This is a genomic window from Nocardia asteroides (assembly GCA_019930625.1).
Lineage (GTDB): Bacteria > Actinomycetota > Actinomycetes > Mycobacteriales > Mycobacteriaceae > Nocardia > Nocardia sputi.
The window spans coordinates 3,757,552-3,783,526 of sequence record CP082844.1 but is presented as its reverse complement, the minus strand read 5'-3'; the positions used below and the strand labels follow the sequence as shown (position 1 = coordinate 3,783,526).

24 protein-coding genes and 2 pseudogenes are annotated in these 25,975 nt (G+C 66.5%); 9 read left to right on the top strand and 17 right to left on the bottom strand.

Going from position 1 to position 25,975, the window contains the following annotated elements:
• Positions 1-19: 19 nt before the first annotated feature.
• Positions 20-825 (top strand): annotated as a pseudogene (locus K8O92_17320) (nucleotidyltransferase domain-containing protein).
• Positions 826-833: 8 nt separating this feature from the next.
• Here K8O92_17320 and K8O92_17315 read toward each other — a convergent pair.
• From K8O92_17315 to K8O92_17270, 10 genes are all read right to left on the bottom strand, one after another.
• Positions 834-1,358 (bottom strand): helix-turn-helix transcriptional regulator, encoded by a 525-nt coding sequence (locus K8O92_17315; protein ID UAK29778.1) that lies wholly within the window; start codon positions 1,356-1,358, stop codon positions 834-836.
• A 119-nt stretch (positions 1,359-1,477) separates the two neighbouring features.
• Positions 1,478-1,681, bottom strand: a complete 204-nt coding sequence (locus tag K8O92_17310) for a cold-shock protein (GenBank protein ID UAK29777.1) — start codon at positions 1,679-1,681, stop codon at positions 1,478-1,480.
• A 511-nt stretch (positions 1,682-2,192) separates the two neighbouring features.
• Positions 2,193-4,034 (bottom strand): 3D-(3,5/4)-trihydroxycyclohexane-1,2-dione acylhydrolase (decyclizing), encoded by a 1,842-nt coding sequence (gene iolD / locus K8O92_17305; protein ID UAK29776.1) that lies wholly within the window; start codon positions 4,032-4,034, stop codon positions 2,193-2,195.
• Entirely contained in the window at positions 4,031-4,921 is an 891-nt protein-coding gene (iolB, locus tag K8O92_17300) for a 5-deoxy-glucuronate isomerase (protein ID UAK29775.1), read from the bottom strand. Before iolB ends, iolD begins: the two co-directional genes overlap by 4 nt.
• A gap of 85 nt (positions 4,922-5,006) precedes the next feature.
• Positions 5,007-5,894: an aldolase gene (locus tag K8O92_17295; protein ID UAK35751.1), complete on the bottom strand. Its 888-nt coding sequence runs from the start codon at positions 5,892-5,894 to the stop codon at positions 5,007-5,009.
• Between the two features lie 276 nt (positions 5,895-6,170).
• Positions 6,171-7,109, bottom strand: a complete 939-nt coding sequence (gene iolC, locus K8O92_17290) for a 5-dehydro-2-deoxygluconokinase (protein UAK29774.1) — start codon at positions 7,107-7,109, stop codon at positions 6,171-6,173.
• 20 nt (positions 7,110-7,129) lie between these two features.
• Positions 7,130-7,912: an ATP-binding cassette domain-containing protein gene (locus tag K8O92_17285; GenBank protein ID UAK29773.1), complete on the bottom strand. Its 783-nt coding sequence runs from the start codon at positions 7,910-7,912 to the stop codon at positions 7,130-7,132.
• The gene (locus K8O92_17280; protein ID UAK29772.1) at positions 7,909-8,949 is read right to left on the bottom strand and encodes an ABC transporter permease; all 1,041 of its coding nucleotides are present in this window, start codon (positions 8,947-8,949) and stop codon (positions 7,909-7,911) included. The genes K8O92_17285 and K8O92_17280 overlap by 4 nt, the downstream gene beginning before the upstream one ends.
• Positions 8,950-8,967: 18 nt before the next feature.
• A complete protein-coding gene (locus tag K8O92_17275; GenBank protein ID UAK29771.1) occupies positions 8,968-9,975 on the bottom strand; it encodes a sugar ABC transporter substrate-binding protein in 1,008 nt (335 codons plus the stop codon).
• Positions 9,976-9,989: 14 nt separating this feature from the next.
• Positions 9,990-10,886 (bottom strand): sugar phosphate isomerase/epimerase, encoded by an 897-nt coding sequence (locus K8O92_17270; GenBank protein ID UAK29770.1) that lies wholly within the window; start codon positions 10,884-10,886, stop codon positions 9,990-9,992.
• Positions 10,887-11,129: 243 nt separating this feature from the next.
• On the opposite strand from K8O92_17270, the gene K8O92_17265 reads away from it, so the two are divergent.
• Positions 11,130-12,164: a LacI family transcriptional regulator gene (locus tag K8O92_17265; protein UAK29769.1), complete on the top strand. Its 1,035-nt coding sequence runs from the start codon at positions 11,130-11,132 to the stop codon at positions 12,162-12,164.
• Between the two features lie 10 nt (positions 12,165-12,174).
• On the top strand, positions 12,175-13,194 hold the full coding sequence (locus K8O92_17260; protein ID UAK29768.1) for a Gfo/Idh/MocA family oxidoreductase: 1,020 nt from the start codon (positions 12,175-12,177) through the stop codon (positions 13,192-13,194).
• Positions 13,195-13,232: 38 nt separating this feature from the next.
• Here the strand turns inward: K8O92_17260 and K8O92_17255 are convergent, their stop codons facing one another.
• Entirely contained in the window at positions 13,233-13,700 is a 468-nt protein-coding gene (locus tag K8O92_17255) for an NUDIX domain-containing protein (protein ID UAK29767.1), read from the bottom strand.
• A gap of 127 nt (positions 13,701-13,827) precedes the next feature.
• On the opposite strand from K8O92_17255, the gene K8O92_17250 reads away from it, so the two are divergent.
• Positions 13,828-15,192, top strand: coding sequence for a cytochrome P450 (locus K8O92_17250; protein UAK29766.1), 1,365 nt, complete (start codon positions 13,828-13,830; stop codon positions 15,190-15,192).
• A gap of 497 nt (positions 15,193-15,689) precedes the next feature.
• Complete coding sequence (locus K8O92_17245; GenBank protein UAK29765.1) at positions 15,690-16,880, top strand: DNA cytosine methyltransferase; 1,191 nt, start codon at positions 15,690-15,692, stop codon at positions 16,878-16,880.
• Here the strand turns inward: K8O92_17245 and K8O92_17240 are convergent.
• Positions 16,874-17,746 carry a restriction endonuclease gene (locus tag K8O92_17240; protein ID UAK29764.1) on the bottom strand — a complete coding sequence of 291 codons (873 nt, stop codon included), beginning with the start codon at positions 17,744-17,746 and terminating at the stop codon, positions 16,874-16,876. The two genes, K8O92_17245 and K8O92_17240, sit on opposite strands and share 7 nt — an antisense overlap.
• A 611-nt stretch (positions 17,747-18,357) precedes the next feature.
• Here K8O92_17240 and K8O92_17235 point away from each other — a divergent pair.
• Entirely contained in the window at positions 18,358-19,083 is a 726-nt protein-coding gene (locus tag K8O92_17235; GenBank protein ID UAK35750.1) for a type II site-specific deoxyribonuclease, read from the top strand.
• A 79-nt stretch (positions 19,084-19,162) separates the two neighbouring features.
• On the opposite strand, the gene K8O92_17230 is transcribed toward K8O92_17235, so the two are convergent.
• A complete protein-coding gene (locus K8O92_17230; protein ID UAK29763.1) occupies positions 19,163-19,459 on the bottom strand; it encodes a hypothetical protein in 297 nt (98 codons plus the stop codon).
• 306 nt (positions 19,460-19,765) lie between these two features.
• Positions 19,766-20,257 (bottom strand): DNA-directed RNA polymerase subunit beta, encoded by a 492-nt coding sequence (locus K8O92_17225; protein UAK29762.1) that lies wholly within the window; start codon positions 20,255-20,257, stop codon positions 19,766-19,768.
• 189 nt (positions 20,258-20,446) lie between these two features.
• Between K8O92_17225 and K8O92_17220 the strand changes: the two genes are divergently transcribed.
• Positions 20,447-21,787, top strand: coding sequence for a hypothetical protein (locus K8O92_17220; GenBank protein UAK29761.1), 1,341 nt, complete (start codon positions 20,447-20,449; stop codon positions 21,785-21,787).
• Complete coding sequence (locus K8O92_17215; protein UAK29760.1) at positions 21,784-22,386, top strand: GNAT family N-acetyltransferase; 603 nt, start codon at positions 21,784-21,786, stop codon at positions 22,384-22,386. The genes K8O92_17220 and K8O92_17215 overlap by 4 nt, the downstream gene beginning before the upstream one ends.
• A gap of 85 nt (positions 22,387-22,471) precedes the next feature.
• Here the strand turns inward: K8O92_17215 and K8O92_17210 are convergent, their stop codons facing one another.
• Positions 22,472-22,942 carry a hypothetical protein gene (locus tag K8O92_17210; GenBank protein ID UAK29759.1) on the bottom strand — a complete coding sequence of 157 codons (471 nt, stop codon included), beginning with the start codon at positions 22,940-22,942 and terminating at the stop codon, positions 22,472-22,474.
• A 133-nt stretch (positions 22,943-23,075) separates the two neighbouring features.
• Positions 23,076-24,070 (bottom strand): annotated as a pseudogene (locus tag K8O92_17205) (acyl-CoA thioesterase).
• A gap of 459 nt (positions 24,071-24,529) precedes the next feature.
• On the opposite strand from K8O92_17205, the gene K8O92_17200 reads away from it, so the two are divergent.
• The gene (locus K8O92_17200) at positions 24,530-24,817 is read left to right on the top strand and encodes a hypothetical protein (protein UAK29758.1); all 288 of its coding nucleotides are present in this window, start codon (positions 24,530-24,532) and stop codon (positions 24,815-24,817) included.
• Positions 24,818-24,886: 69 nt separating this feature from the next.
• Here K8O92_17200 and ilvC read toward each other — a convergent pair whose 3' ends face one another.
• Positions 24,887-25,888, bottom strand: a complete 1,002-nt coding sequence (ilvC, locus tag K8O92_17195; protein UAK35749.1) for a ketol-acid reductoisomerase — start codon at positions 25,886-25,888, stop codon at positions 24,887-24,889.
• Positions 25,889-25,975 lie beyond the last annotated feature (87 nt).

The window sequence follows — 25,975 nt, the reverse complement described above, 5'->3', positions numbered from 1 at the left end:
GGGCACCTACCATTCGTCCATGTCTCTGCGCGCGATTCCGGCTTCGATGGACCCGGCGGTGGTCGGGTCCATCGATGGGGAGCTGGACCGGGTCGAGCGGGAACATCGGGTGTCGATTCGGCTGGCGATCGAGAGCGGCAGCCGTGCCTGGGGATTCCCGTCACCCGACTCCGACTACGACTGCCGGTTCGTGTACGTCGCGGCGCTGGAGACCTATCTGTCCCCGTGGCGCACCCGCGACGTGGTGGAGACGCCGCTGGCGGGCTTGCTCGACGTGAACGGCTGGGATCTCGGCAAGGCGCTGCGGCTGCTGGTGCAGGGCAACGCCGTGCTCATCGAGTGGCTGATGTCACCGATCGTCTACCGGGGCGACGCCGGTTCCGCGACCGACTGCGCGCGGTGGCCGACGAGGTCGCCGACCGCGACAAGGTCGCTCGGCACTATCTGCACTTGGGCGCCAAGCAGTGGGCATTGTTCGAGCGCACCGGGTCGCTGAAGAAGGTGTTCTACGCGCTGCGTCCGGCGATGGCGCTGCGGTGGCTGCGCGAGCATCCCGCGGCGGCGGTGGCGCCGATGCATCTGCCGACGCTGCTGCGGCAGTGCGATCTGCCCACCGAGTTGTCGGCGGCGGTGACAGAGTTGACCGATCTGAAGTCGCGGACCCGCGAGATGGGCAGCGGGTCGGTTCCCGCGCCGGTCACCGCGTTCATCACCAGCGAACTTGCCTGCGCCGCCGAGGTGTTCGTCAAGTCCGGGCCCCGCGATCTCACGCATGCCCGGGCGATCACCGCGGAGTTCTTCCGCGCCGAGGCGCTGGCGGGCTGACCGAGCGCCTACGACGCGGCTTTCGGCTCGTCCGGGTCGCCCGACGCGGCCACCGCGTCCGTGTAAGCCTGCGCGAGTCGGTGCGTCGCCGACGGACGATCCGGGTCCGGGCGCGGGATTCCGAGGTGGCTCTCACGGAGTTCGTCCATGAATTCACCCCAGAGTGGCGGACCGCCCGCCTCGAGCAATTCGGCCCGCACCCGAAGATGCTCGGTGGTCGGGCGGTGCCGCAATCCCCACGCACCGAGCTGGGCCATGACGGGCACCAGCTGGATAGCGGGTTCGGTGAGCCGGTATTCGGCCTTCTGGCCGGGCCGGGTGTCCGCCCGGCTGAGCAGTCCGGCCGCCACCAGCCGCTTGAGCCGATCGGAGAGGATGTTGGAGGCGATGCCCTCCTCCGAGCCGGCCAGCAGCTCGCGGAAGTGGCGCCGGTTGCCGAACATCACGTCACGCAGCACCAGCAGCGTCCACCGATCGCCGATCACTTCGATGGTCGCGTTGATCGGGCACCCCGACCGTCCGTCCTGCCTCATCCGGCACTCCTCTCGAGCGGCGGCTACTGCTTGCAATATACAATCAGAAGTCATGCCTCCGAACAGGCGAAAGGCCCCGCACCGTCCCGGTGCGGGGCCTTTCGGAAGCTAGGTCGCGATCAGAGAACGCGGACGTCCTGGGCCTGCGGACCCTTCTGTCCCTGGCCGATCTCGAACTCCACGCGCTGCCCCTCATCGAGGGACCGGAAACCCGAGCCGCTCACAGCCGAGTAATGCACGAAGACGTCGGGCCCCCCGCCGTCTTGTGCGATGAAGCCGAAGCCCTTCTCGCTGTTGAACCACTTCACAATGCCTTGAGCCATTTCATACTTTCTGTAGACGAGCCAGAGAGGTGTTATGAGATTCCCTGGCCTCGTAGATCAACGATGCCATGATCCGATGAATTCCTCACGTATCGGACCATCAACTGTGAGCTAACGCTCACGACGTCGCCTCGGCGGGCGCACAGCTTCGTCTGCGCTCTCGCGCGCGCTGTTCTTGGTTCACTTGCCGACGCTCGTTCACGAGCGGACTGCGCCTGTCACCTCCCACGTTCGGTCCGGGTCCGATCCGGGCAACACCACCGGACCCGTCACGCGGGTACCCACACTCCGCCCGGGATAACACCCGCCGTCCTCCCTCGACGAACACAACCCATTCGGAGGGGCCACCGCGCCCGACATCATGGAACTCCTTCTTCGACGCGGCTCGGCCTCGATACGCATGTGCTACCGATTCGCTTGTGCCGCAACGAATTCCAGTTCACCCACGCAGGCGTCGACATTTCAGCCTACGTCCGCGGAGCCACCGCGCGCACTGTTCGTTAAATTCTGTTCACGACCGGAGGTAGCGCACCTGACGCGGTTTCGTCGCCTCGTAGCTCTCGCGGCCCGGCAGATGCTCCGGCACGCCGACCTCCCACCAAGCGCCCGCGTCGGTCCACGCCGAGGGCTGCGTGCGCACGACGAGCACGGCCGGACGGCGCTCGGCCGTTGCCGCCGCCCGCGCCCGCGCGTAGGCGTCCCGGAATTCGGTCAGGTCGCGGGCGGTGAAAACGGAACAGCCGAGCGCTGCGGCATGGGTGGCGAAGTCGACGCGCGGCGGATGCTCGTGCGTGGTGCGGCAGTCGGCGTAGAAGTTGTTGAACGGCTCGCCGCCCTGGCCCTCTTGCAGCCGGGCGATCACGGCGTAGCCGTCGTTGTCGCACACCACCGCGACGAACGCGTGCCCGGCGAACGCCGCGGAGAACAATTCCGAGTTCAGCATCAGATACGAGCCGTCCCCGAGCAGGGTCGTCACCACGCCGCCGATGTGCGCCATGGCCGCGCCCCACGCGCCGGCCAGCTCGTAGCCCATGCAGGAGAAGCCGTACTCCACGTCCATGGTCGGCGCGCCGCCGCCGGCCCGCCAGCCGCCGACGAGTTCGCCGGGCAGCCCGCCGGATGCCGTCATCACGTAATCGGTCGGCTCACTCAGGTCGTTCACCGCGCCCACGACCTGGGCATAGCTGGGCGTGCCCGGGGTCGGTGCGCGCAGACCGTCGATGTGCGCGTCCCAGGTGCTGCGCAGTGCGGCGGCGCGCGCGGTCCACCCGGGGTCGACGCGCCACTGCCCCAGCTGCCCGGCCAGCTCACGCACGGTGACCTCGGCATCACCGACCACCGCGAGAGCGCCGTGCTTGACGGCGTCGAAACGTGCCACGTTGATCGTCACCAGCCGGACGTCCGGCGCGAAGACCGTCCAGGACGCGGTGGTGAAGTCCTGCAACCGGGTCCCCACCGCGAGGACGAGATCGGCTCCGGCCGCCATCGCGTTCGCCGACGCCGAGCCGGTGATGCCGAGCGGTCCCGCGAACAGCGGGTGATCGTGCGGCGCGAGGGTGCGGCCCGCGGTGGTCTCCACGACCGGAATGCCATGGCGCTCGGCGAACTCCAGCACGGTGCGTCCCGCACCCGAATAGCGGACACCGCCGCCGAGGACAAGCAGCGGGCGGCGCGCGACGCGCAGTGCGGCGCCGGCGGCGGCGAGTGCCCGCTGATCGGGGCGTGGCCGGGTGAGCCGGTGCGCCACCGGATCGAACAGCGCGTCGGGGAAGTCGTAGGTCTCGGCCTGAACGTCCTGCGGCAGCGCCAGGACGACCGGACCGGCATCGGCCGGATCCGTGAGCACCCCGACCGCCTGCGGCAGGGTGGCGATCAGCTGTTCCGGGCGGGTGATGCGGTCGAAATACCTGCTCACCGCCCGGAACGCGTCGTTCACCGTGAGGGTCGGGTCGCCGAAGTGCTCGACCTGCTGCAGAACGGGGTCGGGCGCCCGACCGGCGAAGGTGTCACCCGGGAGCAGCAGCAGCGGAAGACGGTTCGCGTGCGCGACGCCCGCCGCCGTCACCATGTTGAGCGCGCCGGGGCCGATCGACGATGTCGCGACACCGACCTGACGCCGGTGGGTGGCCTTGGTATAGCCGACGGCCGCGAGCGCCATCCCCTCCTCGGTGTGCCCGCGCCAGAGCGGGAGTTCGGCGCGCCGCTCGTGCAGCGCGGTGCCGAGGCCGAGCACGTTGCCGTGACCGAAGATGCCGAAGACGGCGGGGAACAGCGGCACTTCGTTGCCGTCGAGTGTCTCGGAACGCTGGGCGATCATCCAGGCCACCAGCGCCTGCGCCGTGGTCAGTTTCATCGCACCCGTCCTTCGTGCGAGGTGACCGGACAGCGCGGATCGAGGGGCTCGTCGTCCCAGCGCGCCCGCACCCAACTGTGCGCCGGATCGTCGCAGAACGCCATCGATCGTTCGGGCGCCGGACCGGCCAGCACGTTCAGGTAGTACATGGGGTAGCCGGGCGCCGCGACGCACGGCCCGTGATAGCCGCGTGGGATCAGGAAGACGTCACCGTCACCGACCGCGACGTTCTCGTTCACCGTGCCGTCGGCCGTGTAGGTCCGGTGCATACCGAATCCTTCGCGGGACGGCGTGACCCCATCCGGTCCGGCGATGCGGAAGTAGTAGATCTCCTCGTTGACGACCTCGCACTCGCTCACTTCGTCGTGCTTGTGCGGCGGGTAGGACGACCAGTTGCCGTCCGGGGTGATCAGCTCGCAGGCGTTGAGCTTGTCCGCGTGCTCCCACACGCCGGGTATCCCGAAGTTGGTGACCTGGCGCGTCGCGCTGCCCGCACCGCGGACTTCGACCGGGACCCGCTCGGCCGGTCCGTATCGCGGCTCCAGCCGTTTCGCGCAGCGAGCCATCGGAAGCGCCACCTCGAAGTCGCTGCCCTCGGCCACCAACTCCACCTCGGCGTCTCTCGGGACGTAGACGAAATCCGTCACCCGGGTGAACACCGATTCCCGGCCTACCAGCGTGAAGGTCGCGTCATCGACACGCACGGTGCACGCTCCGGCCAGTGGCAGGACGAACGCCTCGAACTCCCCCGTCCGCACGGTCCGTGACTCGCCTGCGCCGATCCGCAGGACGCGCAGCCCCGCGTAAGTCCATCCGGCGTCCTCGGGGGTCAACAGGATCGGATCGCCGTCACGGCACAGCGAGCCGTCGGGCCGATGAAGTGTCATCGTGCCTCCTCCGTACAAGGTTCGGGGACACCGGCGAACGGCGGCGAGGTCGGTGCCCAGTTATGTCCGGCGACACTTCCCCGCTTCATCGGGTTTCCTTCAGCAAACGAGCGGCGGAGTCCACCGCCCGCGCGACGTCGCCGTCCGGCGGGTACAGCAAGGTGCGCCCGACGACGAGTCCTCGTACCACGTCGTGGCCGAGCGCTCCACCCCACAACGCGCGATCCACCGCTTGGTCGCCGGAGGGTGCGCCGCCGAGCACCACCACCGGCAAGGTGGTCGCGTCCAGTACCGAGATGTCCTGCGGCGCGGGAATCTTCAACCAGGTGTAGGCCGAGGTGACGCCGAGACCGGAAGCCACCGTGATCGCCCTCGACAGCGACACCGCGTCCTTGCTCATCACCAGCGCACCGGTGGCGTCCCGGTGGTACGGCAACGGCTCGACCATCGCCATCAACTCGTGCGCCGCCAACGCCGAGACCGCCCGCGCGCAGGCTTGCAGCGTCGGCACGGTCCCCGCGTCGGAATCGACCAAGCGCAGCAGCATCTTGCCGCCGTCGAGCCGGAACCGAGCCAGGGAGTCCGCGTCGTATCCGGTGAAGCGGTCATCGATCTCCCATTCCGCGCCCGCCAGCCCGCCGCGGTTCATCGACCCGATCACGACCTTGTCGTCCAGCGCGTCCAGCAGCAGAAGCTCCTCCACCACGTCCGGGGAGCCGAGCACACCGTCGACGTCCGGGTTCGCCAATGCGATCAACAGCCGTTCCAGCAGGGTGCGCCGATCGGCCATGGCCGTGCGGTCCGCGCCGACACCGAGCGCGCCGCGAGCGGGGTGATCGGCGGCGACCAGGAACAAGGTCTGTTTGCCCGCCAGCAGGTCGGCGCGGCGCACCCGTTTCGCGTAGGCCCGTTCGACCGCTGCCGGGTCTGTGGCACGTACGTGCAGTAACTCACGCCAACGTTCGTCGGTCACATGCACGGCGGCGCCTCCTTCCGCGCTCGATACTCAGCCGCTCTTCTGATCTGGGCTGCCCCGCTCAGCGGCACAGCAGTAGTTCCGCCATGCCGCGTACGACTCGGCCGCACAACTGCTCCTCCTGCCCGCGCCCTGCTCAGCGGCACAGCAGGCTCTCCACTCCGCCCAGCGGCACAACGGTGTCTCCACTCTGCGCCCCGCTCAGCCGTACAACAGTGTCCCCACTCCCGTCCTGGCGCAGCCGCACAGTGGTTCCTCGATTTCCACGCCGGTTCAGCCGCACAGCAATTCCTCGATCTCCGCCGCCGTGGGCATCGCATCCGCGCAGGCCAGACGCGCGGCGACCAGCGCGCCCGCCGCGTTGGCGTAGGTGGCGACGCGCTGTGGGTCCCAATCCGAGAGCAGGCCGTGGATCAGCGCGCCGCCGAAACCGTCGCCCGCACCCAGCCCGCACACCACGTCCACCCGGCACGGCGGCACCGTCCAGCGTTCTTCGGCGGTGGCCACCAGCACGCCGTCGCCGCCCTGCTTGATCACCGCCAGGCGCACCCCACGGTCGAGCAGCCGATCGGCCGCCGCGTCCGGGTCGGCGGTGCCCACTGCCACCTCGGCCTCCGTGCGGTTACCGACCACCACGTTCACGTGGTCGACCATCCACCCGATCTCGGCCCGAGCGGTGTCGACGTCGGGCCAGAACATCGGCCGGTAGTCCAGGTCGAGCACCGTGTGCCCGCGTCGAGCGCGCCGCAGCAGCATCTCCCGCTGCGTGCCGCGCGCCGGTTCCGCGCTCACTCCGGTGCCCGTGACCCACAGCAGCGGCGCGGCGTCCACGACTTCCCAGGGCACGTCATCCGCGGTGATGGTGAGATCCGGCGCGACCGGCGCACGGTAGAACAGCAGTGGCGGATCCGACGGCGGCATCAGCTCGCAGAAGACCACGGGCGTCTGCAGGTCCGGCGCGGTCGTCACGTAATGGGACGACACGCCGAAGTCCTCGAGCGCCGTGCGCACGAAGTCGCCGAAGCCGTCGGGGCCCACCTTCGTCAGCACCGCCGAACGACGGCCGAGCCGGGCAGCCGCCACGGCGACGTTGGTGGCGGTGCCGCCCAGCGATTTCGCGAAACTACGCACCTGCGCCAAAGCGACGCCGCTCTGTTCGGGATACAAGTCCACCCCGACCCGGCCGACGGTCAACGCCTCCAGTTCGGTCACGAACTCGCCTCCTGGCGTATTCACGGCGTCACCACGCGCCGCAATTCGTGCTGCAACGCCTCCAGTTCCGCCCCGCCCGCCATCTGTCGGGTCAGTTCCGGCAGTTCGATCTCCGATTTCTCGTACGAACCGAGCACCGCGCCCCGCTTCAGCAGCAGGAACCGGTCACCGACCGGGTAGGCGTGGTGTGGGTTGTGCGTGATCAGCACGACACCGAGTCCGCGTTCACGCGCCTGCACGACGTACTTCAGCACCACCCCGGCCTGTTTCACGCCCAGCGCGGCGGTCGGCTCGTCGAGGATCAACACCTTCGCGCCGTAATGAACGGCCCGTGCGATGGCTACGCATTGCCGCTGGCCACCGGACAACGTGCCGACCGGCTGTTCCAGATCGCGAATCTCGATACCCATGTCCGCCAATGCGGTTCGCGCGATCTCGCAGCCCTTCTTGCGGTCCAGCAACCGGAAGGGGCCGTAGCCGAAGGTGGGCTCGGAGCCGAGCACGAAGTTGCGCCACACGCTCATCAACGGCACCACCGCGAGATCCTGATAGACCGTGGCGATACCGCGATCCAAGGCCTCGCGTGGTGATGCGAACCGGACCGGTACTCCTTCGACGCGCAGTTCGCCGCGGTCGTGCCGATGCACCCCGGCCAGGATCTTGATCAGCGTCGACTTGCCCGCGCCGTTGTCGCCGAGCACGCAGGTCACCTCGCCCGCTTTCACCACCGTGGACACCTCGCGCAGAGCGACGACACCGCCGTAACTCTTGCCGAGGTCCACAGCCTCGATGAGGGGAGTCATCGGCGCACCCTTTCGGCTCGTTTCTGGAATCTGTTGTTGACCAGCACCGCCGCCAGCAGCAGCACACCGAGGAACAGCATGAACCAGTCACTGTCCCAGCGGGCGAACACGATGCCCTGGCGCGCCATGCCGAAGATCAGCGCGCCGATCGCGGCGCCGACCGCCGAGCCGAAGCCGCCGGTGAGCAGGCACCCCCCGACCACCGCGGCGATGATGTAGTGCAGTTCGAGCCCGACGCCCTGGTTGGCCTGCACGCTCGCGAACCGCAGGATGTTGCAGGAGCCGACCACCCAGCCCGCGAACGCGGTGCCCATAAACAGCAGGATCTTGGTGCGATCGGCGGGCACGCCGACCGCGCGCGCACTGGGCAGCGCACCGCCGACGGCGAAGATCCAGTTGCCGAACCTGGTGCGGACCAGGACGAGCGCGGCGATCGCGGTGAGCACGATCCACCAGACCACCGAGGCCTGGATGTGCGCGTCCCCGATGTCGAGCGTCGAGGCGAACACCCAACCCGCCGACTGGTAGCCGTCCGCGCTGCGCATTCCCGACACCTGCACCGTGTCGGTGACCAGCCGAGTCACGCCGAGGTTCAGGCCCTGCAGGGCGAGGAAGGTGCCCAGCGTGACGATGAAACTGGGCAGGCCGGTGCGCATCACCACCCAGCCGTTGAACGCGCCGACGGCCAAGGCGAACGCCAGCGAAGCGAGTAGGGCGAACCAGACGTTCCATCCGGCGTGCACCGCGAGCAACGCGGTGACCAGCGCCGTGGAGGCGGTCATCACGCCCGCGGACAGGTCGAACTCGCCGCCGATCATCAGCAGCGCCACGGCCACCGCCATGATGCCCAGCGTGGAGGCGTCGTCCAGCCAGGTCGCGACGCCGAGCGGGCTGAGGAACCGGTCGGTGACGAGGGAGAAGAACACGAATACCAGCAGTGCGCCCAGCGCCGCGCCGATCTCCGGCCGCACGGCCAGACGTTGGAGCGGTGAAAGTCCCTCGTGCGCCTTCTCGGACGTCTCTGTGGTGGCTGTCATTTTCCTCGGCTCCCGACCTCAGCGCGTGCCCTGCGCGACGAGCGCGGCGACGGCTTCCACATTGCTCTTGTCGACGAAGCCCGGCCCGGTCTGCACCGGCGCGCCGCCTCCGACGGTGTTCAGGTTCGTCCGGTACAGCCGCAGCAGCACGATCGGCAGGTAGCCCTGCTCGTACTGCTGCTGATCGACCGCGAACAGCAGCCTTCCGGCCCGAATCCCCTCCACCACTTCGGAATTGAGGTCGAACGTGGCTACGGCGGCAGGCGAACCGGCCTCCCGGACGGCGTCCACGGCCCGCGCCGCGACCTGTGAGTTCAACGTCAGGACCGCGTCGATGGACCGGTCGGCCTCGAGCGCGCCCTTGATCCTCGACTGCGCGTCGGTCGGATTGTTGATGTCCACCTGGAGCGTGACCGCGGTGCCGAACGCTTTCGTCGCGCCCGCGCAGCGCTCGTTCGCGCCGATATTGCCCGCTTCGTGGATGACGCACAGCATCTTCGTGCGCCGGGCCTCGGCGAGCCGTTTGCCCGCGGCCTGCCCGGCCAGCGACTCGCTTTGCCCCACATGGACGAACGCGCCGAACTTCGCGCTCTCGGATTCGCCCGAATTGATCGTCACCACCGGAATACCCACGGCCAGCGCCTTTTCCACGGATCGGCGAAGCGCTTCGGGATTGGCCATGGAGACGACGAGGCCGTCGACGCCTTGGGCCACCGCGTTGTCGATCAGCTTCGCCTGCTGCCCCGGATCACCGGAGGCGTTGTACTCCACCCGGATACCGAGATCCTCGCCCGCGGCCTCCGCGCCGTTCTTGACGACATTCCAGAACGCGTCGCCGGGGCTGCCGTGGGTCACCACCGCTACCGATCTCACCGTCCCGGCGGCGACAGGCGGCTGGGTAGGGGCGGGCGCGTCGGCGCCGGGACCGCTGCACGCGGCCAAAAGAGCGGCCGTGGCGATCCACGGCAACAGGCGGCTCGAACGCCGCCGTCCCGCGCTCGCGCCGCGTTGCGGTCTCGAAAACATCCTCGTCGCTTCCTCTAGATCCCGGCCGCGGCCAGCGCGATGTCCGCGAGACGGCGCAAGCTGCGCCCGGTGTCGATGCTCGCCTGCCGCGCCGAGTCGCCCGGCCACAGCGCGGTGTCCTGCTCCAGCACGTACCAGCCCCGATAGCCCGTGGCCTGCACGGTGCGCACGAGTGCCGCGATATCGACGTCACCCTCACCCAGTGGGACATACAGCCCACGGCGCACGGCCGCGCTGTACTCCAGCGTTCCGGCGCGGACCTCCTCGGCCAGCGCGCCACGGACGTCCTTGAGATGGATGTGCCCGATCCGCTCGGCATGTCGCCGCGCGAGCCGGACCGGATCGGCGCCGCCGATGAGCAGATGCCCGGTGTCCAGGCAGATGTCGAGGTCGGAATCGGCGAGGAACCGCTCGACCTCGGCCTCGCTCGCCACGTGCGTGCCGACATGCGGGTGCAGTACCGTGCGCAGGCCGTGCGCGGCGGCGGCATCGCGGATGGCGCGGGAGGCGTCGACCAAGGCCCGCCATTCTGCGTCGTCGAGGCGCGGGCGCTCGTCGTATCCGCCGAGACCCGTCGCGGCGGCGAGCACGAGGACTTCCGCACCCGTGGCGGCCAGCAACGCCGCCGTGCGCTCGGCGTGCGCGAGGGCCGACTGCCGATCGCGGTGCAGCACGACGGCGAGGAACCCGCCGACCGGAGCGATTCCGAAGTTCTCGAGCAGCCGACGCAGTTCACCCGGGTCGCCCGGCAGGTAGCCGGGTGGTCCGAGCTCGGTGGCAGTCAGGCCGAGCGCGGCCATCTCCGACAGGACGGTGCGTGCGTCGAGCACGTGGCCCCAGCCGGGGACCTCGCAGACTCCCCACGAGATCGGCGCGGCCGCGATGCGCAGTGGGGAGAGGGATTCGGTCATCGGCACTCCGACCTTCGACGTCGAGTTGACTGCGCTCTGTTGGAGCGCTCCAACTATGTAACGCAGGTCATATCGTGTCAAGAGCCGCCTATTCATTACCCAAAGCGTCACTACCTGCGGATATTTCGGATTTGACTGAGTAGCGGTGTCCGGGGAGTCCGATTAGAGCGCTCTATTGCCTCGCTCCCACCCACCTTGTATCGTCCGACCCGGCAGGGCTCGGAGGACGGGAACGGAGGCGACATGGCACGCCCGACCATGGAGGACGTCGCCGCCCGCGCGGGCGTCTCCCGCGCTCTGGTCTCACTCGTCATGCGCAACTCCCCCAAGGTCAGCGAGCACCGCCGCCGCGCCGTGCTGGACGCGGCGAAAGACCTCGGCTATCAACCGCACTTCATGGCCCGGTCGCTGGCCAGCCGTACCTCGAACATCGTCGGCGTCATGGTCTCCGACCTGCGCAACGCCTTCTTCGCCGATGTCGTCGAGGGCATGGACGCCGCCGCGCGGGAATCCGGCCTCGAACTGATCCTCAACACCGGCCGGCGCAGCGCAGCGCGCGAACGCACCGCGTTGGAGAGCCTGCTCTCCTTCCGGCCCGGCGGCGTCATCCTGCTGTCCCCCATCCTGCCCGCCGCCGCCATTCGCGCAGCGGCGCACCAAGCTCCCTTGGTGCTGGTCTCCCGCTCCTCCACCGTCGCCGCTGTCGACACTGTCACCGACGACGGCGAGGCAGGCGCCGCCCTCGCCGTCGATCACCTGGTCTCGCTCGGGCATCGGCGCATCGTCCACATGGACGGCGGCGGCGCTTTCACCTCCGCGCCGCGCCGCAAGGGCTACCGCGCCGCCATGCAACGCCACGGCCTGGAACCGATGGTCGTGCCCAGCGAGCACACCGACTCCGCGGGCATGGCCGCGGTGCGCAAACTGCTGAACCTGTTCTCCCACGACAACTTTCCCACGGCGCTGGTGTGCGGCAACGACTTCAACGCCGTGGGGGCGATGTCCGCGCTGGAGGAAGCGGGATTGCGGGTGCCGGAGGACGTCTCGGTGGTCGGCTACGACAACACCTCGCTGGCCGCCCTGCGGCACGTCGCGCTGACCACCATCGACCAACCGCGCATCCGGATGGGCCGCCTCGCGATCGACGCCCTCGCCGAACGCCTCCGCGACGGCCGCACCACACCGGTCCGCCGCCGAGTGGAACCCTCGCTCATCGTTCGCGCCACCACGACCGCCCCACGCCGAACCGTCCCTGATGCCCGTCGCGATTCCCCCTGAAGGAGAGCCGATGTCCTCCCACCGAGCCGTCACGCTGGGCCTCGCCGGAACCGGCCGCATCGGGACCTCGCACGCCGCTACCCTGAGGAAACTCCCGAACGTGGCCACCGTCCTGGTCGCCGACGCCGTCCCCGACCGCGCCCGCGCCGCCGCCACCGACCTCGGCATCGAATTCGCCCCCGACCTCGACGCCCTCTTCGCCGCCGACCTCGACGGCCTGATCATCGCCACCGCCACCGACTCCCACCCCGACCTGATCATCCGCGCCGTCGACGCGGGCATCCCCGTCTTCTGTGAGAAGCCCGTGGCCGCCGACATCACCGGCACCCTCGCCGTGGTCGACCACATCCGCGACTCCCGCGTTCCCGTCCAGATCGGCTTCCAACGCCGCTTCGACGCCGGCTACCGAGCCGCCCGCGACGCCGTCCGGTCGGGCGAACTCGGCTGGCTGCATACGTTGCGCGCGACCACCCTCGACCCTTCTCCGCCGCCCGCCGACTACATCCCGCGCTCAGGCGGCATCTTCCGCGACTGCGGGGTGCACGATTTCGACATCATCCGGTGGGTGACGGGGCGGGAGGTCACCGAGGTGTTCGCGCTCGGGGCGAACCGGGGTGCGCCGTTCTTCGCCGAAGCAGACGACGTGGACACCGCCGCCGTGCTGTTGCGCCTGGACGACGGAACCCTCGCGACCGTGTCGCTGACCCGCTACAACGGGGCGGGATACGACGTCCGGCTCGAGGCGTTGGGCTCCGAGGGGAACGCCATTGTCGGACTGGACGACCGCGCGCCGCTGACTTCCGTCGAACCCGACCACAGCCCCTCCCTCTATCCCCCCTATGGGGGTTTCATGGAGCGGTTCCGTTTGGCCTATGCCGACGAATTGGCGGCGTTCATCGAAGTCGCGACCGGTCAACTCGAGAATCCCTGCCCTCCGGCCGACGCATTGGAGGCGTTCTACGTTGCCGAAGCCTGCGATCTGTCTCGGCGGGACGGCCGGGCTGTCGAGATAGCTGAAGTCCGGCGTTGAGAGGTCGCCGGGAAGACCCGAGAGAGGCTGGCAGCGCTTCAATGCTGGATCAAGCCGCCGACCGGGACGGGAGCGACATGGCCGGTTGCCGGAGCGGTCCGAGCCAGCGCCAGACCGATGTCGACCAGTGATGACCGGCGCAGCCAGGCGACATCGGGAATCGGGGTCCAGATCGGCTCGGCGGTCTCACCATTGGGCTCATGCCGCAGTCGCCCGCCGGTAACGCGGACCCGGTAGAAGATGCCGATATTCTGGTGCTCGGATCCGGCATGCGCGGCTGCCGCGGGAATTACCCTCGAGTCCACGCCGAGTAGACGTTCGACCACCCCGTGGCAGCCGGTTTCTTCAGCGAGCTCTCGGGTCACCGCGTCGAACGGGTCCTCCGCGTGCTCGACCCCACCGCCCGGAAGAGTCCAGTTGGTCTCGCCCCTCGGTGGTACGTAACGGACGAGCAGCACCCGTCCATCCTCGATGCAGACGGCGTATGCCGCCAGCCTGAAACTCATCCCCGAACCTCCCGCCGAACCCTATCCCAACGTCCTCCGCGCGACATCCCGGCACTCACTGTCGACGGCCGCGACAAACGCGAACAGGTAAGCGAAAATGGCGAAGGAACTCTCACGAGGGGCCTTCATGAGTACGCGTACGGCTGTCGGCCGCCCGGTCCAGCGAGCATGGCCGGTCGTCGGTCACGGCCTGACCCTACGACGCAGGCCATTGGAATTCTTCGCCGAGCTGCACCGGGCGCCGGAGCCGTTGGCGCGCATCCGGTTGGGCAGCAGAGACGCCTACCTGGTGACCGCGCCGGAGCTGATCGTTTCGTTGCTGCGCGGCAAGGAGGCGCACAGCGTCGAGAAGGGGGCGTTCTTCGAGGCCATGCGCGCACTGCTGGGCGATGGTCTGTCGGTGTCGGCCGAGCCCAAGCACCTGCGGCATCGCCGCCTGATGGCACCGGCCTTTCACCACGAGAAGATCGCCGACTATGTGCGGATCATGCAGCAGGAAGCCGATGCCATGGTGGACGGCTGGAGTGACGGCGCGCGATTGGAGCTCGATGACCGGTTGCGGGTGCTGGCTATGCGGATCGTCGCGAAGGCTTTGTTCGCCAGCGAACTCGGCGAAGCGGTGGTCGCGGAGTCGCTGCGTTCGTTTCCGGTGATCGTCGACGAGCTACCGAAACGCACCATGCTGCCGTGGCTGGCGCACATCCCACTGCGCAACCGCACTTTCGACGCCGCAGTGCGCAGGCTCTCCGATGCGATCGACCGCATCATCGCCGAATACCGAGCAGGCGAAACCGATTACGGCGACTTGGTGTCGATGCTGCTCACAGCCCGTTTCGACGACGGCACCGGACTCACCGATCGAGAACTCCACGACGAGGTGATGACGCTCTACGCCGCGGGTTTCGCAACCACAGCCAACACCATGGCTTTCGCCTTCTACGAGTTGGCGCGGCGCGCGGACGTGCGAGAGCGAGTCGAAGAGGAAGTCGCCGAGGTGCTGCGCGGCGGCCCGGTAACCGCTGACAACATCCAGCGTCTCCAATACACCGAACGAGTGATGGCAGAGACACTGCGCCGATACGCTCCCACCTGGCTCGGCACACGCGAGACGATCGAGAAACTCGACCTCGGCGGAGTCCCACTCCCCGCGGGCACCACGCTCTTCTACTCGCCGTACACGCTGCACAACAACCCGAAGCACTTCGACGATCCGGCCCGGTTCGACCCGGACCGATGGACGCCGGAATACCGCACGACCGTCACCCGATCCGGGATATACCAGCCCTTCGGCCTCGGCAACCGAAACTGCATCGGCGAACCGTTCGCGTGGTACGAAGCGGTCGCCATTTTGGCTACGGTCGTTGCGCGGGCGCGGCTGGAGTTGGTGCCGGGCGCTGCTGTGCACGAAGTTGCGCGCGCGACCCTGGAAGTGAACCACCTCCCGGTGACGGTGCGGTTGCGTAACGCAGCGCTGACCACGCCGTCGGCCTGAACGTCCTCAACTGTGTTGCGGAGGTCCTCGCGTTGCCAAGGAGCGCGACGTCGACAGGCGAAGCGGACGCAGCCGCACACTGGTGCAGTACTCAGGACCAGCTACCAGTTCGAATCAGAATCGCGGCACTATCTCGGACCCCGCCCTCATTTTGTCTCGTCAATCCGCGGTACCGGCCTGGCTGGTCGAGGTGGTAGTTCTTCGGTGTCGTGCACCAGCCAGCGAAGGAAAGCCACGATGTGGCTGTTGACGTCCGAATCCAACTGACTGACAGCCATCTTCACTCTTCGTTGCAGCTGGGGGTCGGCCCGGTAGATCGCGGCAGGGAAGCGGTGTTGGCTGGGCATGGTTCCACCATCCTACAGGTGGATATCCATCGAAGCATGCGATACAGTCAGAGGTGGATATCCACCTCTGACTTGGGGAGATGACATGCAAGCAAATCACTGGAGCGAACTTGTACAGGCAATCCGGCGGATTGTCGGAGGGGTCGGCTAATGTCTCGAACCGTGGGTTCACGATCCTTAACGATGATCGACTTGTTCGCAGGCTGCGGCGGAATGACCTCAGGCTTTGCGGCCGCTAAGGGCTATAAGCCCGTCATGGCGGTGGAGTTCAACCTGGAGGCGGCAGCAACCTATGCACTGAACTTCGGTGAGGGCCACACCCACTACGCCGACATCGCCGATATAGGCGATGACGAGATCCCGCAAGCCGACATCGTCATCGGCGGGCCCCCATGCCAGGGCTTCTCCAACCTCGGCTCAAAGAACGTGGACGACCCACGAAACAAGCTGTGGAAGGAGTACATCCGCTTCGTCCGCCACGCCCACCCGAAGGTCTTTGTCATCGAGAACGTCGATCGGTTTTTCTCCTCCAGCGAGTTCGCCCTCCTCCAAGCCGAAGCGCGGCCTGGAGGGTTGTTGGAGGAGTATCACCTAGAGTCCGGGTTACTGCTGGCTGCCGACTTCGGCGTTCCACAGCGGCGCAAGCGGACGATTGTCATCGGATCACGTATCGGTTCGATCCCCCTGCCGAACCCGACGCATCGCCGACCTGGCTCTATGGGAGACGAGCCAGCCTGGCATACGACTAGTGATGTGTTGGCAGGTCTCCCCGAGGTCCCTCCGACTCGGGAACTGCCCGACTCCTGGATTCAGGTCTTCGGCGAGAGAGTACGAGGGGTGTTCAAGACTCCGGAACTACACATTGGACGCAATCCGACGGCCCTGTCTCTGCAGCGCTATCGCCATATCCCGCCCGGCGGTGGCCGATTCGATCTGCCGGACCACTTGTTGTCGCGGTGCTGGAGGGAGAAGAAGACCGGCACGACCGACGTCATGGGCCGTATGCGGTGGGATATGCCATCTCTCACGATTCGGACCGAGTTTTACAAGCCAGAGAAGGGTCAGTACCTGCATCCTCAATGGGACCGGCACGATCCAGACCGAAGCGTGGATCGCCCGATCACCCACTATGAGGCAGCACGTCTGCAAAGCTTCCCCGACTCGTTCGGTTGGTGCGGCAGCAAGATCGAGGTCGCAAAGCAGATCGGCAACGCCGTTCCGCCCATACTCGCGGAGGCCATCGCTCACCACCTCAAGCCGTACCTGCGTGGCACGGCCGGAGAGCAGGGCAAAAAGAAGTCAAGGCGGCCGTCGTGCCGGTTGTGCGACGGGCATCAATAAAGGATGTCCGGAAGGTACTCAAGTGGCTCCTCGGGATGCGCTGCGACATAGCGGTGCCCACCTATCAGTACTGCTGGTCGACCAACAGCACCGTCGGCGACACGAACAAGCCGAACGGCGATAAAATTACCCTTCGCCGGTACCGGCAGTTCTAACCCTCGAGCAATCCTCGGGCTGTCTTTTTGATGACCCAGGACTGCAATACCCTCCCGACGCAGTACCGGACGTGCGTCGCGGCACCGCTTCAATCCGTCATGCTGCTGAGCCACCGTCACGGCCGTGTTGCGATCGATAATCACTCCTTGCACGCGACGCAGCAACTCATTGATCCGCTGCTGCCCTGACCTGGCACCCATGATTTGCTTGACGTCGTTCTCCGGAAGCGAGAGCAGCAAGTTGCGCGGTAGGGAGGAGTTTCGAGCCAACCAGACGATGGACTCCCTAGCATTCTTGGTGATCGTTGTCTTGCCATCCTTATTGAAGCCCTTGTTCAGCACGTCCGCTCGTATTCGCATGATGCCCACGTCGAACACGCCCTTGTGATCATTTGCTGCCATGAGCAGGCAGAGATGCCCCATGGCTTCAGTCGGTATCGCCCACCCGCCGGACAAGGAGAACTTGGCATCGATGTCATGGCCTGCAACTTTGTAGTCCATGCGGTCACCGGGAGAAAGCTCGAAGGCAGCGCGTACAACGATCTCAACCTTGGTGCCGAGATAGGTCTTTTCGGTCTTCGCAAGCTGATTAATATCAAACCGACCGGTTCGCTGTCCGTCGAGAACTTCGTCGAGAGCTTGTCGGAAAACCGCAGCGAAACGCGCCTCTAGGTTCTTTTGACCTCGAAACCACGCTACGACCTCATCCAAGCCTGCATCCTCGCCAGCAGGCTTCGAGACTGATCGAGGCTGGGATGGAGTCTGAACTTCAAACAACGCACTTGGGTCACTCACCGTAGGAACGTAACTCAAGGCATAGCGCCCTCCTGACGTTTCCGACTTCCCGAGGCTTTTGTATCCCCCACAGGCACAACCTCATCGAGCGGGAGCATCTCGGATCCCGTCGATCTTGATGGACCCCGTGGGCTGCGACCAGTACGCCACGTTGCGGGTACGCGTACGCCTGCGGGGTGCCACTGCCGCCACCACCCAGGGACCGGCAACGGTCTCAGTACAGACGGTGCCATCACGCCTCCACGGGACTGATGCCGAGCTTTCCATGCTGACGGAGGACACCGTGAGCGCACCGATGTCGACGTCAACCACCACGACCGAGGGGTGGTGCCGCTAATCCGGTTCGCAGCTGGCATGGTTGTACCGTGACCGCACCATTCGCAGCCGCACTTTGCGGCTACCGTCGCAACGGCAACCCGTCGACGTCTGACAACAACGATGCCGGGTCGATCGAATGGGGTCACGCAATGTTCCAGACTCTTGGCGTAGAGCCGGGGAGACATGAGATTCCCAATGTCGGCAGGATGATGGAGAACGCCGCTGCGGAGCACCTGAAATCAGTGCGACCGGACCTGGCTATTCGACAGTCCAGGCCAGCGATGGATTTCGAGCAGTACCGCCACCTCGGCGTGTTTCGCCAGTTCCAGAAGTCATATCGCCAACCGACCGACGAGCTGGAACTCGTCCTCCGAGACCTACAGCAGCTACCCCCATCTCCCGCGATCACCGACCTCACGGTTCGCCTTCAAGCCGTGAGAGAAGGCGTCCAAGAGAACCACGGCCTTGTGTCTCAGCTCGTGGGCACAATGCCCGAGGAATCGATGCTCAAGATTGACATCACCGTCAGTGCGCCGAACACGCCGGCTCGGTTGCTTGTCGGCTTGTCCTCTAAGTGGACCCTTCGCACCGACCGAGCCCAGGATTGCGTCTCCCAGGGCGCGAAACTGGTCAATCTACGCCGAGGGCACATGCCTCACTATGCAGTTCTGACGATGGAGCCGCGTCCTGCGATGCTGAAACTCATCGCGTACGGATCGGGTGCTGTCGACTGCGTATATCATCTGGCGTTGCCTGAGCTTCGCATCGCCGCTCAAGCCATCGAAGCACAGCGCGGCGGAATCTGGCTGCCTAGAGTCAACCTCGAGCGGATGGTCGCACAGCGGCGCGTTCGTCCGTATCAAGACCTAGTTGACGAGATTAGGCGCCTACCTATCTATCAGTCAGCGATCGCGGGGAGCGAAGAAAATTCTTGACTCGATAGACCGAGTGACTAAGGCATCTTCGCAGATCGATCGAGGCGCGATCTTTGCGATCCACGGCAATTCGACACCTCTATGTCGGGGTCTGGTGGACGAGGAGCGCTGATATCAGCAGATCCAACGGCGTCACCTCCTCGACGACACCTTCGATTATCGGGTCCAGGATCGGCGCGGCGTACAACCGTCCGGCGTCGGGGCCGGCCACGCTACGCGCACTGACGATCAGCTCGTACAGCACCACGGCGAACAGGCGCACACGGTCGGCCTCGCTCAGATTGCAGTCGGCGGGTCGCTCGGCGGTGTTGGCGAGCGCTGTCAGCACGTCCATGAGCACGTCGATTTCCGCCTCATATCGGGCGTCGTAGTTCACGACTCGGACCGCCCTTCCCCAGGAGTACACAGATCGGTCGGGTGTAGCTCGGCGACTCCGGTCTGGAACGGGTTGCGGTCATCAACCACACGCATGCCGATCCACGGGCACCGGCTGCGAGTCACACCGACCGGAGCGGCATGCGGTGCGATCCGGCCTGCAGTGAGCGGCACAACGAGGTCACAGCAGGTCTTCGACGGGCAGCGCACTGCCAGAAGTTCACCTGTCGCGTGATCGAACTTCGTCACGCCACAATGCGTTGCGGTGATCCATGGTTCGCATTCCGGACCGCATCCGTGCGCGCCATCAGACATGGTTCACCAGGCCCCGCCGCTTGCTCGCACGCTGCACAACACATCCCCGAATCGCATCGATCACGGCAGTCCCGGACGGGCGGAACGGGTCGCGCGGCGGCTGCACCCACGCACGGAAAAAACCCGGGCGCTGGCCCGGGCCAGGTAGGGCAATGATCCCTCCGCCACAGATGATGGAGACCTGCAACCGCGACATCTCTGCGAACAACCCGATCGCGTCCGGGAGGTCCGCACACGCCAGGAATGTCCAGCTTTGCGAACGCGGATGCGTCAGAATCGGGCCGACCTGCTGGCCGTGGCACTGCATCCGCATCTTCACTTCAGAGCCGATGAAGGCTGGCATCATCAGCCCGCACACAACGCCGGTTCGGATCACGATCCGCCCCGTATGCGGCGGGTCTACTTCAGCGGGCAGATCACACACCTTTCGGTAGAAATGGCACACCGACAACGGCGTGTCCTGGATGTCGTTCGGCGAACTCATTCGGGTGTCCCTCCGCCTGGTTCAACGTGGTAGGCACCCACCGCCGGGGAGTCCGTGTAGGTCCGATTCGACCCGGCGGTGGGGCTGCCTTCAGCTTCGCCATGTTCGGCATGTGATCCCAGCCATAGAAGCCGCATAGACGTAATACGCTTGCGCCACCATGCATTGCAGGGGAATCAGGGGGTGAGGATGATCGTCAACAAATGGACGAAGGTCGAAGTCAAGGCGCTGCGCTCGGCGGCCCTTCGGCTGACGCAGGAGCAGTTCGCGGAACGAACAGGCTTTCAGGTTGCGACGATCCGCAAGTGGGAGCGCGCCACCGCGGACAAGCCAGTACGCAATGACTCCGCAAGCGCATTGGACACCGAACTCGCTCGGCTCACAGACGAACAGCGTGCCCGCTTTCGAGCCGAGGTCCACGACCTGCGCGACGCCGCGATACCGCTCGCTCGCCAACGCCCCACCGAGGCGGCGGGCGATAACCTGGTTGTGGGCGGCCAACACAGCACGGCGGAAACCGAGGTTGATGTGAAGCGACGCGAATTCGGAATGCTGATGGGAGCCGCAATGCTAGCGGCAAGCGCCGATGGTGATGCGGCTCCGGCTCGCATCGGCGTCGCCGACGCGCGGCGACTCGATGATTTCGCCGCCTACCTGTGCCACCGCGAACAGGAAATCGGCGGCGCGGCGCTGGTGCAAGATGCCGTCCAAGCGCTCGAAGCTGCGAAGCGCCTGCTCGACACGTGCGCTTTCTCCGAAAACGCCGGCCGCGCATTCATGAGCGCCACAGGAGAACTCGCGACCATCGCCGGATGGCTGGCGTACGACTCCGAACTGTACCCACTCGCCCGTCGCTGCTACGCCGACGCATTCGGTTTGGCGAACCAGGCAGGCAACGACGCGCTCACCGTACACGTGTGTTTGAACGCCGCACTGCTGGCGGTATCCCGTGAGCGCAGCGGAGAGGCGAACCCCCATCACGCGCTCAACCTCTCCGACCGCGCCCGGGAACTCACCCGTGGCGACGCACCCGGCCTTATCCATGCCCTCATCGCCACACGCGAGGCGCAAGCGTACGGGATTCTCGGCGACCGGGCCGCGTTCGGTAAATCCATCGCTACAGCATGGCGGGAACTCGATTTTGCGCTCGACTACGAGGCGCACGACGAATGCCCGTCATGGGTGCGATTCGTCAACAACAGCGAAATCAGGTACCACGAAGCCTGCGCATATGGACATTTCGGCGACTACGCGAAGTCCGCCGACCTGCACGCCGGCCTTGTTCTGGAACAGGCTGGAGCTCGAAACTCGGCGTGCTACCGGGCAGGCTCGGCGACGGCGCTAGCAGAGATCGGCGAAATCGACGCTGCCGTCGAGCAAGGGATCTCCGTTCTGGCCGACCTTGAAGGTTCCGTGTCTTCCATTCGCACCCTGCGCCGGCTGGATTCGGTGCGCGTCGCGGCAGAAGGCCGTTTCGATGAGTTCACAACCCGTTTCGACGAACTGGCGGGGAAGGTTGTTCCTGCGTGAAGCCCGAGCAGTCCCCGGCGGCAGACGGCATCGACTTCCAGCACTACACCGCCGCACAGGCCCGCGAACTCCGCGATGAAGTAGAACGCATCTTCCGCGACTCCTACGTCGATACGATCGAGTCCGGCGGAGAGTTCGAATCCCCCGAGTCGTTTATGCACCGATTCGATGCCTACACCGACCCTGCCCGCGCCGGTGGGTTCGAGTTGGTAATCGCCCGCTTGGACGGTGAGTTCTGCGGCCAGGCGTGGGGTTGGCCGCTCAACGCCCACACCGCGTGGTGGGACGGGCTGAGGCTCGACGAAGGCGACCGGGCGGCCTTCACTGCCGAGAACGGCTCTCGCACATTCGCGTTCAGCGAGATCATGGTGCGCGCACAGTTCACCGGGAAGGGTATCGCGCGCGCCCTGCATGACGAACTGCTCGCGTTCCGGCCCGAGCGGCGCGCGACATTGCTGGTTCGCCCGGATAATCACCGGGCGTATGACAAGTATCGCCGGTGGGGGTGGTACCGGGTCGGCACTCTGCGCCCGAGCTGGCTTGGCGCCCCGCAGTTCGACGTTCTGATTCGCGAGCTTCAGCAGGCTGATGCGGACTAGCCAGGTGCGGCTTCACCTGACGATCCAGAGGTTGTCTACGGTCGGAAACCCGACCTCGAACCCATCCGCTTCTTCGCATCGCGGTCTACCCGTCGACCACTTCCCACGTTCGCGACTCGGCCTCCCGCGAGGTCGTCCTGTCCCATGGGCGGCTTCGGAAGTGCGGATCGCGAACCTCCCTCCGCCTCACGGCATCAGGGCCGACGCGGGCGATCGATAAAGTGGCTGCGCGAGACCCGAGCGGGTGTTGTTTGAGCGCGTATGCGATCTCGGTCGCCACTGTGAGCAGCTCGTGCAGCCCATCCGAGCCCGGCAAGCACAGATCGAGCGAGAGGTCTACCGCATCGGGATGAGTAGTCGAGACCTTCGCTCCACCAGTGGCCACCTGCACGTCTGATCGCAGACCCAGTCCGGCGACGAATTTCGAGAAGCTCGGATCGGAGATCATTTGCGGGCCGATCGGCATCGTGCCGTCGCAATTCAGGATCGGGGTGGAAAAGGTCTCCGGGATCGCGTCGTCGCCCGGCTGGCAGCTCACCAGGATCGCTGATGCCACCGTCGCACCCAGTATCCTCGCTGCTCTTCTCGATCGATGCTGCGTTGCCCCTCGCTGCTCGATGGTCGCCCCCTCACGCGGTCGCGTTCCCGCCAACGGAATAGGGAACCAGCCTAGCGAGGCAAGCTCGGCATCAGCTCGGCCTCGGCACTCGGAAATGGCTCGGTTCGGCATCGGAGGGTACGGCGCTCGCCATGGTGAACGGTTCCACCAGCGCGCGCAGTTCGACCAAGTGCCGGGCGTGCGCCTCGAGGGCGCGATCCTCCTCGGAGACCGGCTCCCACTGGCGCACGGCACGCGCTTTTCCGTCGTCGTCCACCGCGACGACCACCGCGAGACCGTGCGCCGCCAGCGCGGGTTCGTCGGAGTGGGCCTCGGTGGAGGTCACGTGCACGCTGACATGCATGCTGCGCGGCCGGTGTGGATCAATCGCGCGGTGACCTCGACGACGTGGCCGATCACGATCGGACGGTAGAAGCGGATGCCACCGAAGTAGGAGGTGAGGACGCGCTGCCCGGCCCAGTCGGCGCCGCACACGTACGCCGCCTCGTCGATCCACCGCATCGTCCGGCCACCGTGAACTTTGCCGCCCCAGTTGATGTCCGAAGGGGCTGCCAGGAAGCGCAGCGTGGCGCTCGGCGCGGTGCCCGCGGAGGTGTACCGCTGCGCGGCCATCGCCTCCTCGATCTGCTTGCGCACCGAAATCCTGGCCCGCGCCTGCCGATGCCGCTGCATTTCCAGCAAGGTCGTCGGATTCCATTGCGGGACTTCCACATTGCGCCTCTCCTCGTCCACCGCGACGAAGATCGTCAGGCATTGCGCCGACTGCACCTGCTTCACCCGGGTGGGATCGGTGGAATAGACCGTCACGAGGATGTGCATGCTGGTGCGCCCGGTGTGGACGAGGTTGGCGTGCAATTCGACCAGTTCGCCGACCGCGATCGGACGGTCGAGATGGATGTTTCCGACATAGGCGGTGACGCAGTAGCGGCCGCTCCACTGGGCCGCCGCCGCATAGGCGACTTTGTCGATCCATTCGAGGAGTTTGCCGCCGTCGACCGATCCGAGGATGCCCGCGTCGGCGGGTTGGACGAGGAAGCGGTGGATCGCCTCGGGACGCCGACCGATCGAGGCCGGATTCGGGGCGGTCGCGACAGGGCGCGGGTGTGGCGAGTCGGGCAAGGGTCACCCTCCGTTCGGGCAGAGAATTCTCGGCTATTCGACCCCGTTGTCCGGGAGAACCCTAGGCGCTGCCGTCGGTACGAGCGAGTAACCAGCCTGGGCCCGCGCAGTGCGCCGCCGCCAATCACCTCGTCGAGGGGAAGACACAAGCTTCTGCGATCGGCGAGCAACGCGTATAGGGGTTGCCCCTAATACGGCGGTTCGATTTCACCCGCAAAGGCGCGAACACCCGTGACCTTTCGCGGCAAGTGCGCAAGAGTGAAACAGCAGCCGCTGCCCGTCGTTGCGCGCGACCGCGAAGCAGCGACCGTAGATCCAGACCTGTCTGCGGGGGTAAGGCCGTGGGCAGACCCGCAACGGGGGGATGGTGAGCGAAACACTCACCGTAGAACGAAAGGATTTACGTTGTTCTCCACAATCAGCGCACGCCGCACCCTGGCCCGCGTGGCCGTCGCCGGTGCGATCACCGCAATCCCGTTGACCGTGTCGGCGATGCCTGCCTCGGCCACCCCGGGCACACCCGGGGTCACTCACGCCTGGTACGACCCGTATTACGACCGGTGCGCCTTCGGTCCGTTCCAGAATTGGAGTTGCAACAACAACCCGCTGTTGGGCTGGGGCGACAACCAGTACGGCGGCCCCTTCGGTCAGGGTTTCGGGCAGCAAGCGCCAGGCATGTTCGGCAGCAGCTAGAAGTCCGTGAAGACGCCGGTGGCCCGCTCCGAGTCCGGAGCGGGCCACCCGTGCGAATCAGCCGAGAGGTCAGGCGGTCTCGGTGATAGGACGATCCACCCAGCTCATCAGGCCGCGCAGCTTGGCGCCGGTGACCTCGATCGGGTGCTCGGCGTTCTGCTTGCGCAGCGCCTCGAGCTCCTTGTTGCCGCCCTCGACGTTGGCGACCAGGCGCTTGACGAAGCTGCCGTCCTGGATGTCCTTGAGGATGTCCTGCATGCGCTTCTTGGTGTCGGCGTCGATCACCCGCGGACCCGACAGGTAGCCGCCGAACTCGGCGGTGTCGGACACCGAGTAGTTCATCCGCGCGATGCCGCCCTCGTACATCAGGTCGACGATCAGCTTCAGCTCGTGCAGCACCTCGAAGTAGGCCATCTCCGGCGCGTAACCGGCCTCGACCATGACCTCGAAACCGGTCTTGACCAGTTCCTCGGTGCCACCGCAGAGCACGGCCTGCTCACCGAACAGGTCGGTCTCGGTCTCTTCCTTGAAGGTGGTCTTGATGACGCCCGCGCGGGTGCCGCCGATGCCCTTGGCGTAGGACAGCGCCAGCGCCTGGCCCTCACCCTTGGGATCCTGATCGATCGCGATCAGCGCCGGGACGCCCTTGCCGTCGACGAACTGACGACGCACCAGGTGGCCCGGACCCTTCGGGGCCACCATGCCGATGGTGACGTTGGCCGGCGGCTTGATCAGGCCGAAGTGGATGTTGAGGCCGTGGCCGAAGAACAGCGCGTCGCCGTCGTTCAGGTTCGGCTCGATGTCATTGGTGAAGATCGACGCCTGCGCGGTGTCGGGCGCGAGCACCATGATGAGGTCCGCCCACGCCGAGACCTCCGCCGGAGTGCCGACGGTCAGGCCCGCCTCCTCGGCCTTCGGACGCGACTTCGAACCCTCGGCCAGGCCGACGCGGACCTCGACGCCCGAGTCGCGCAGGCTCAGCGAGTGCGCGTGCCCCTGGCTGCCGTAGCCGATGACAGCGACCTTGCGGCCCTGGATGATCGACAGGTCGGCATCGTCGTCGTAGAACATCTCGACTGCCACTGTGGTTCCTTCCGGGATCATCCCCGCGCGAGGCGGGGCACACCGTGCTTTCGCCGGTGCGGATTTACGTTGTTC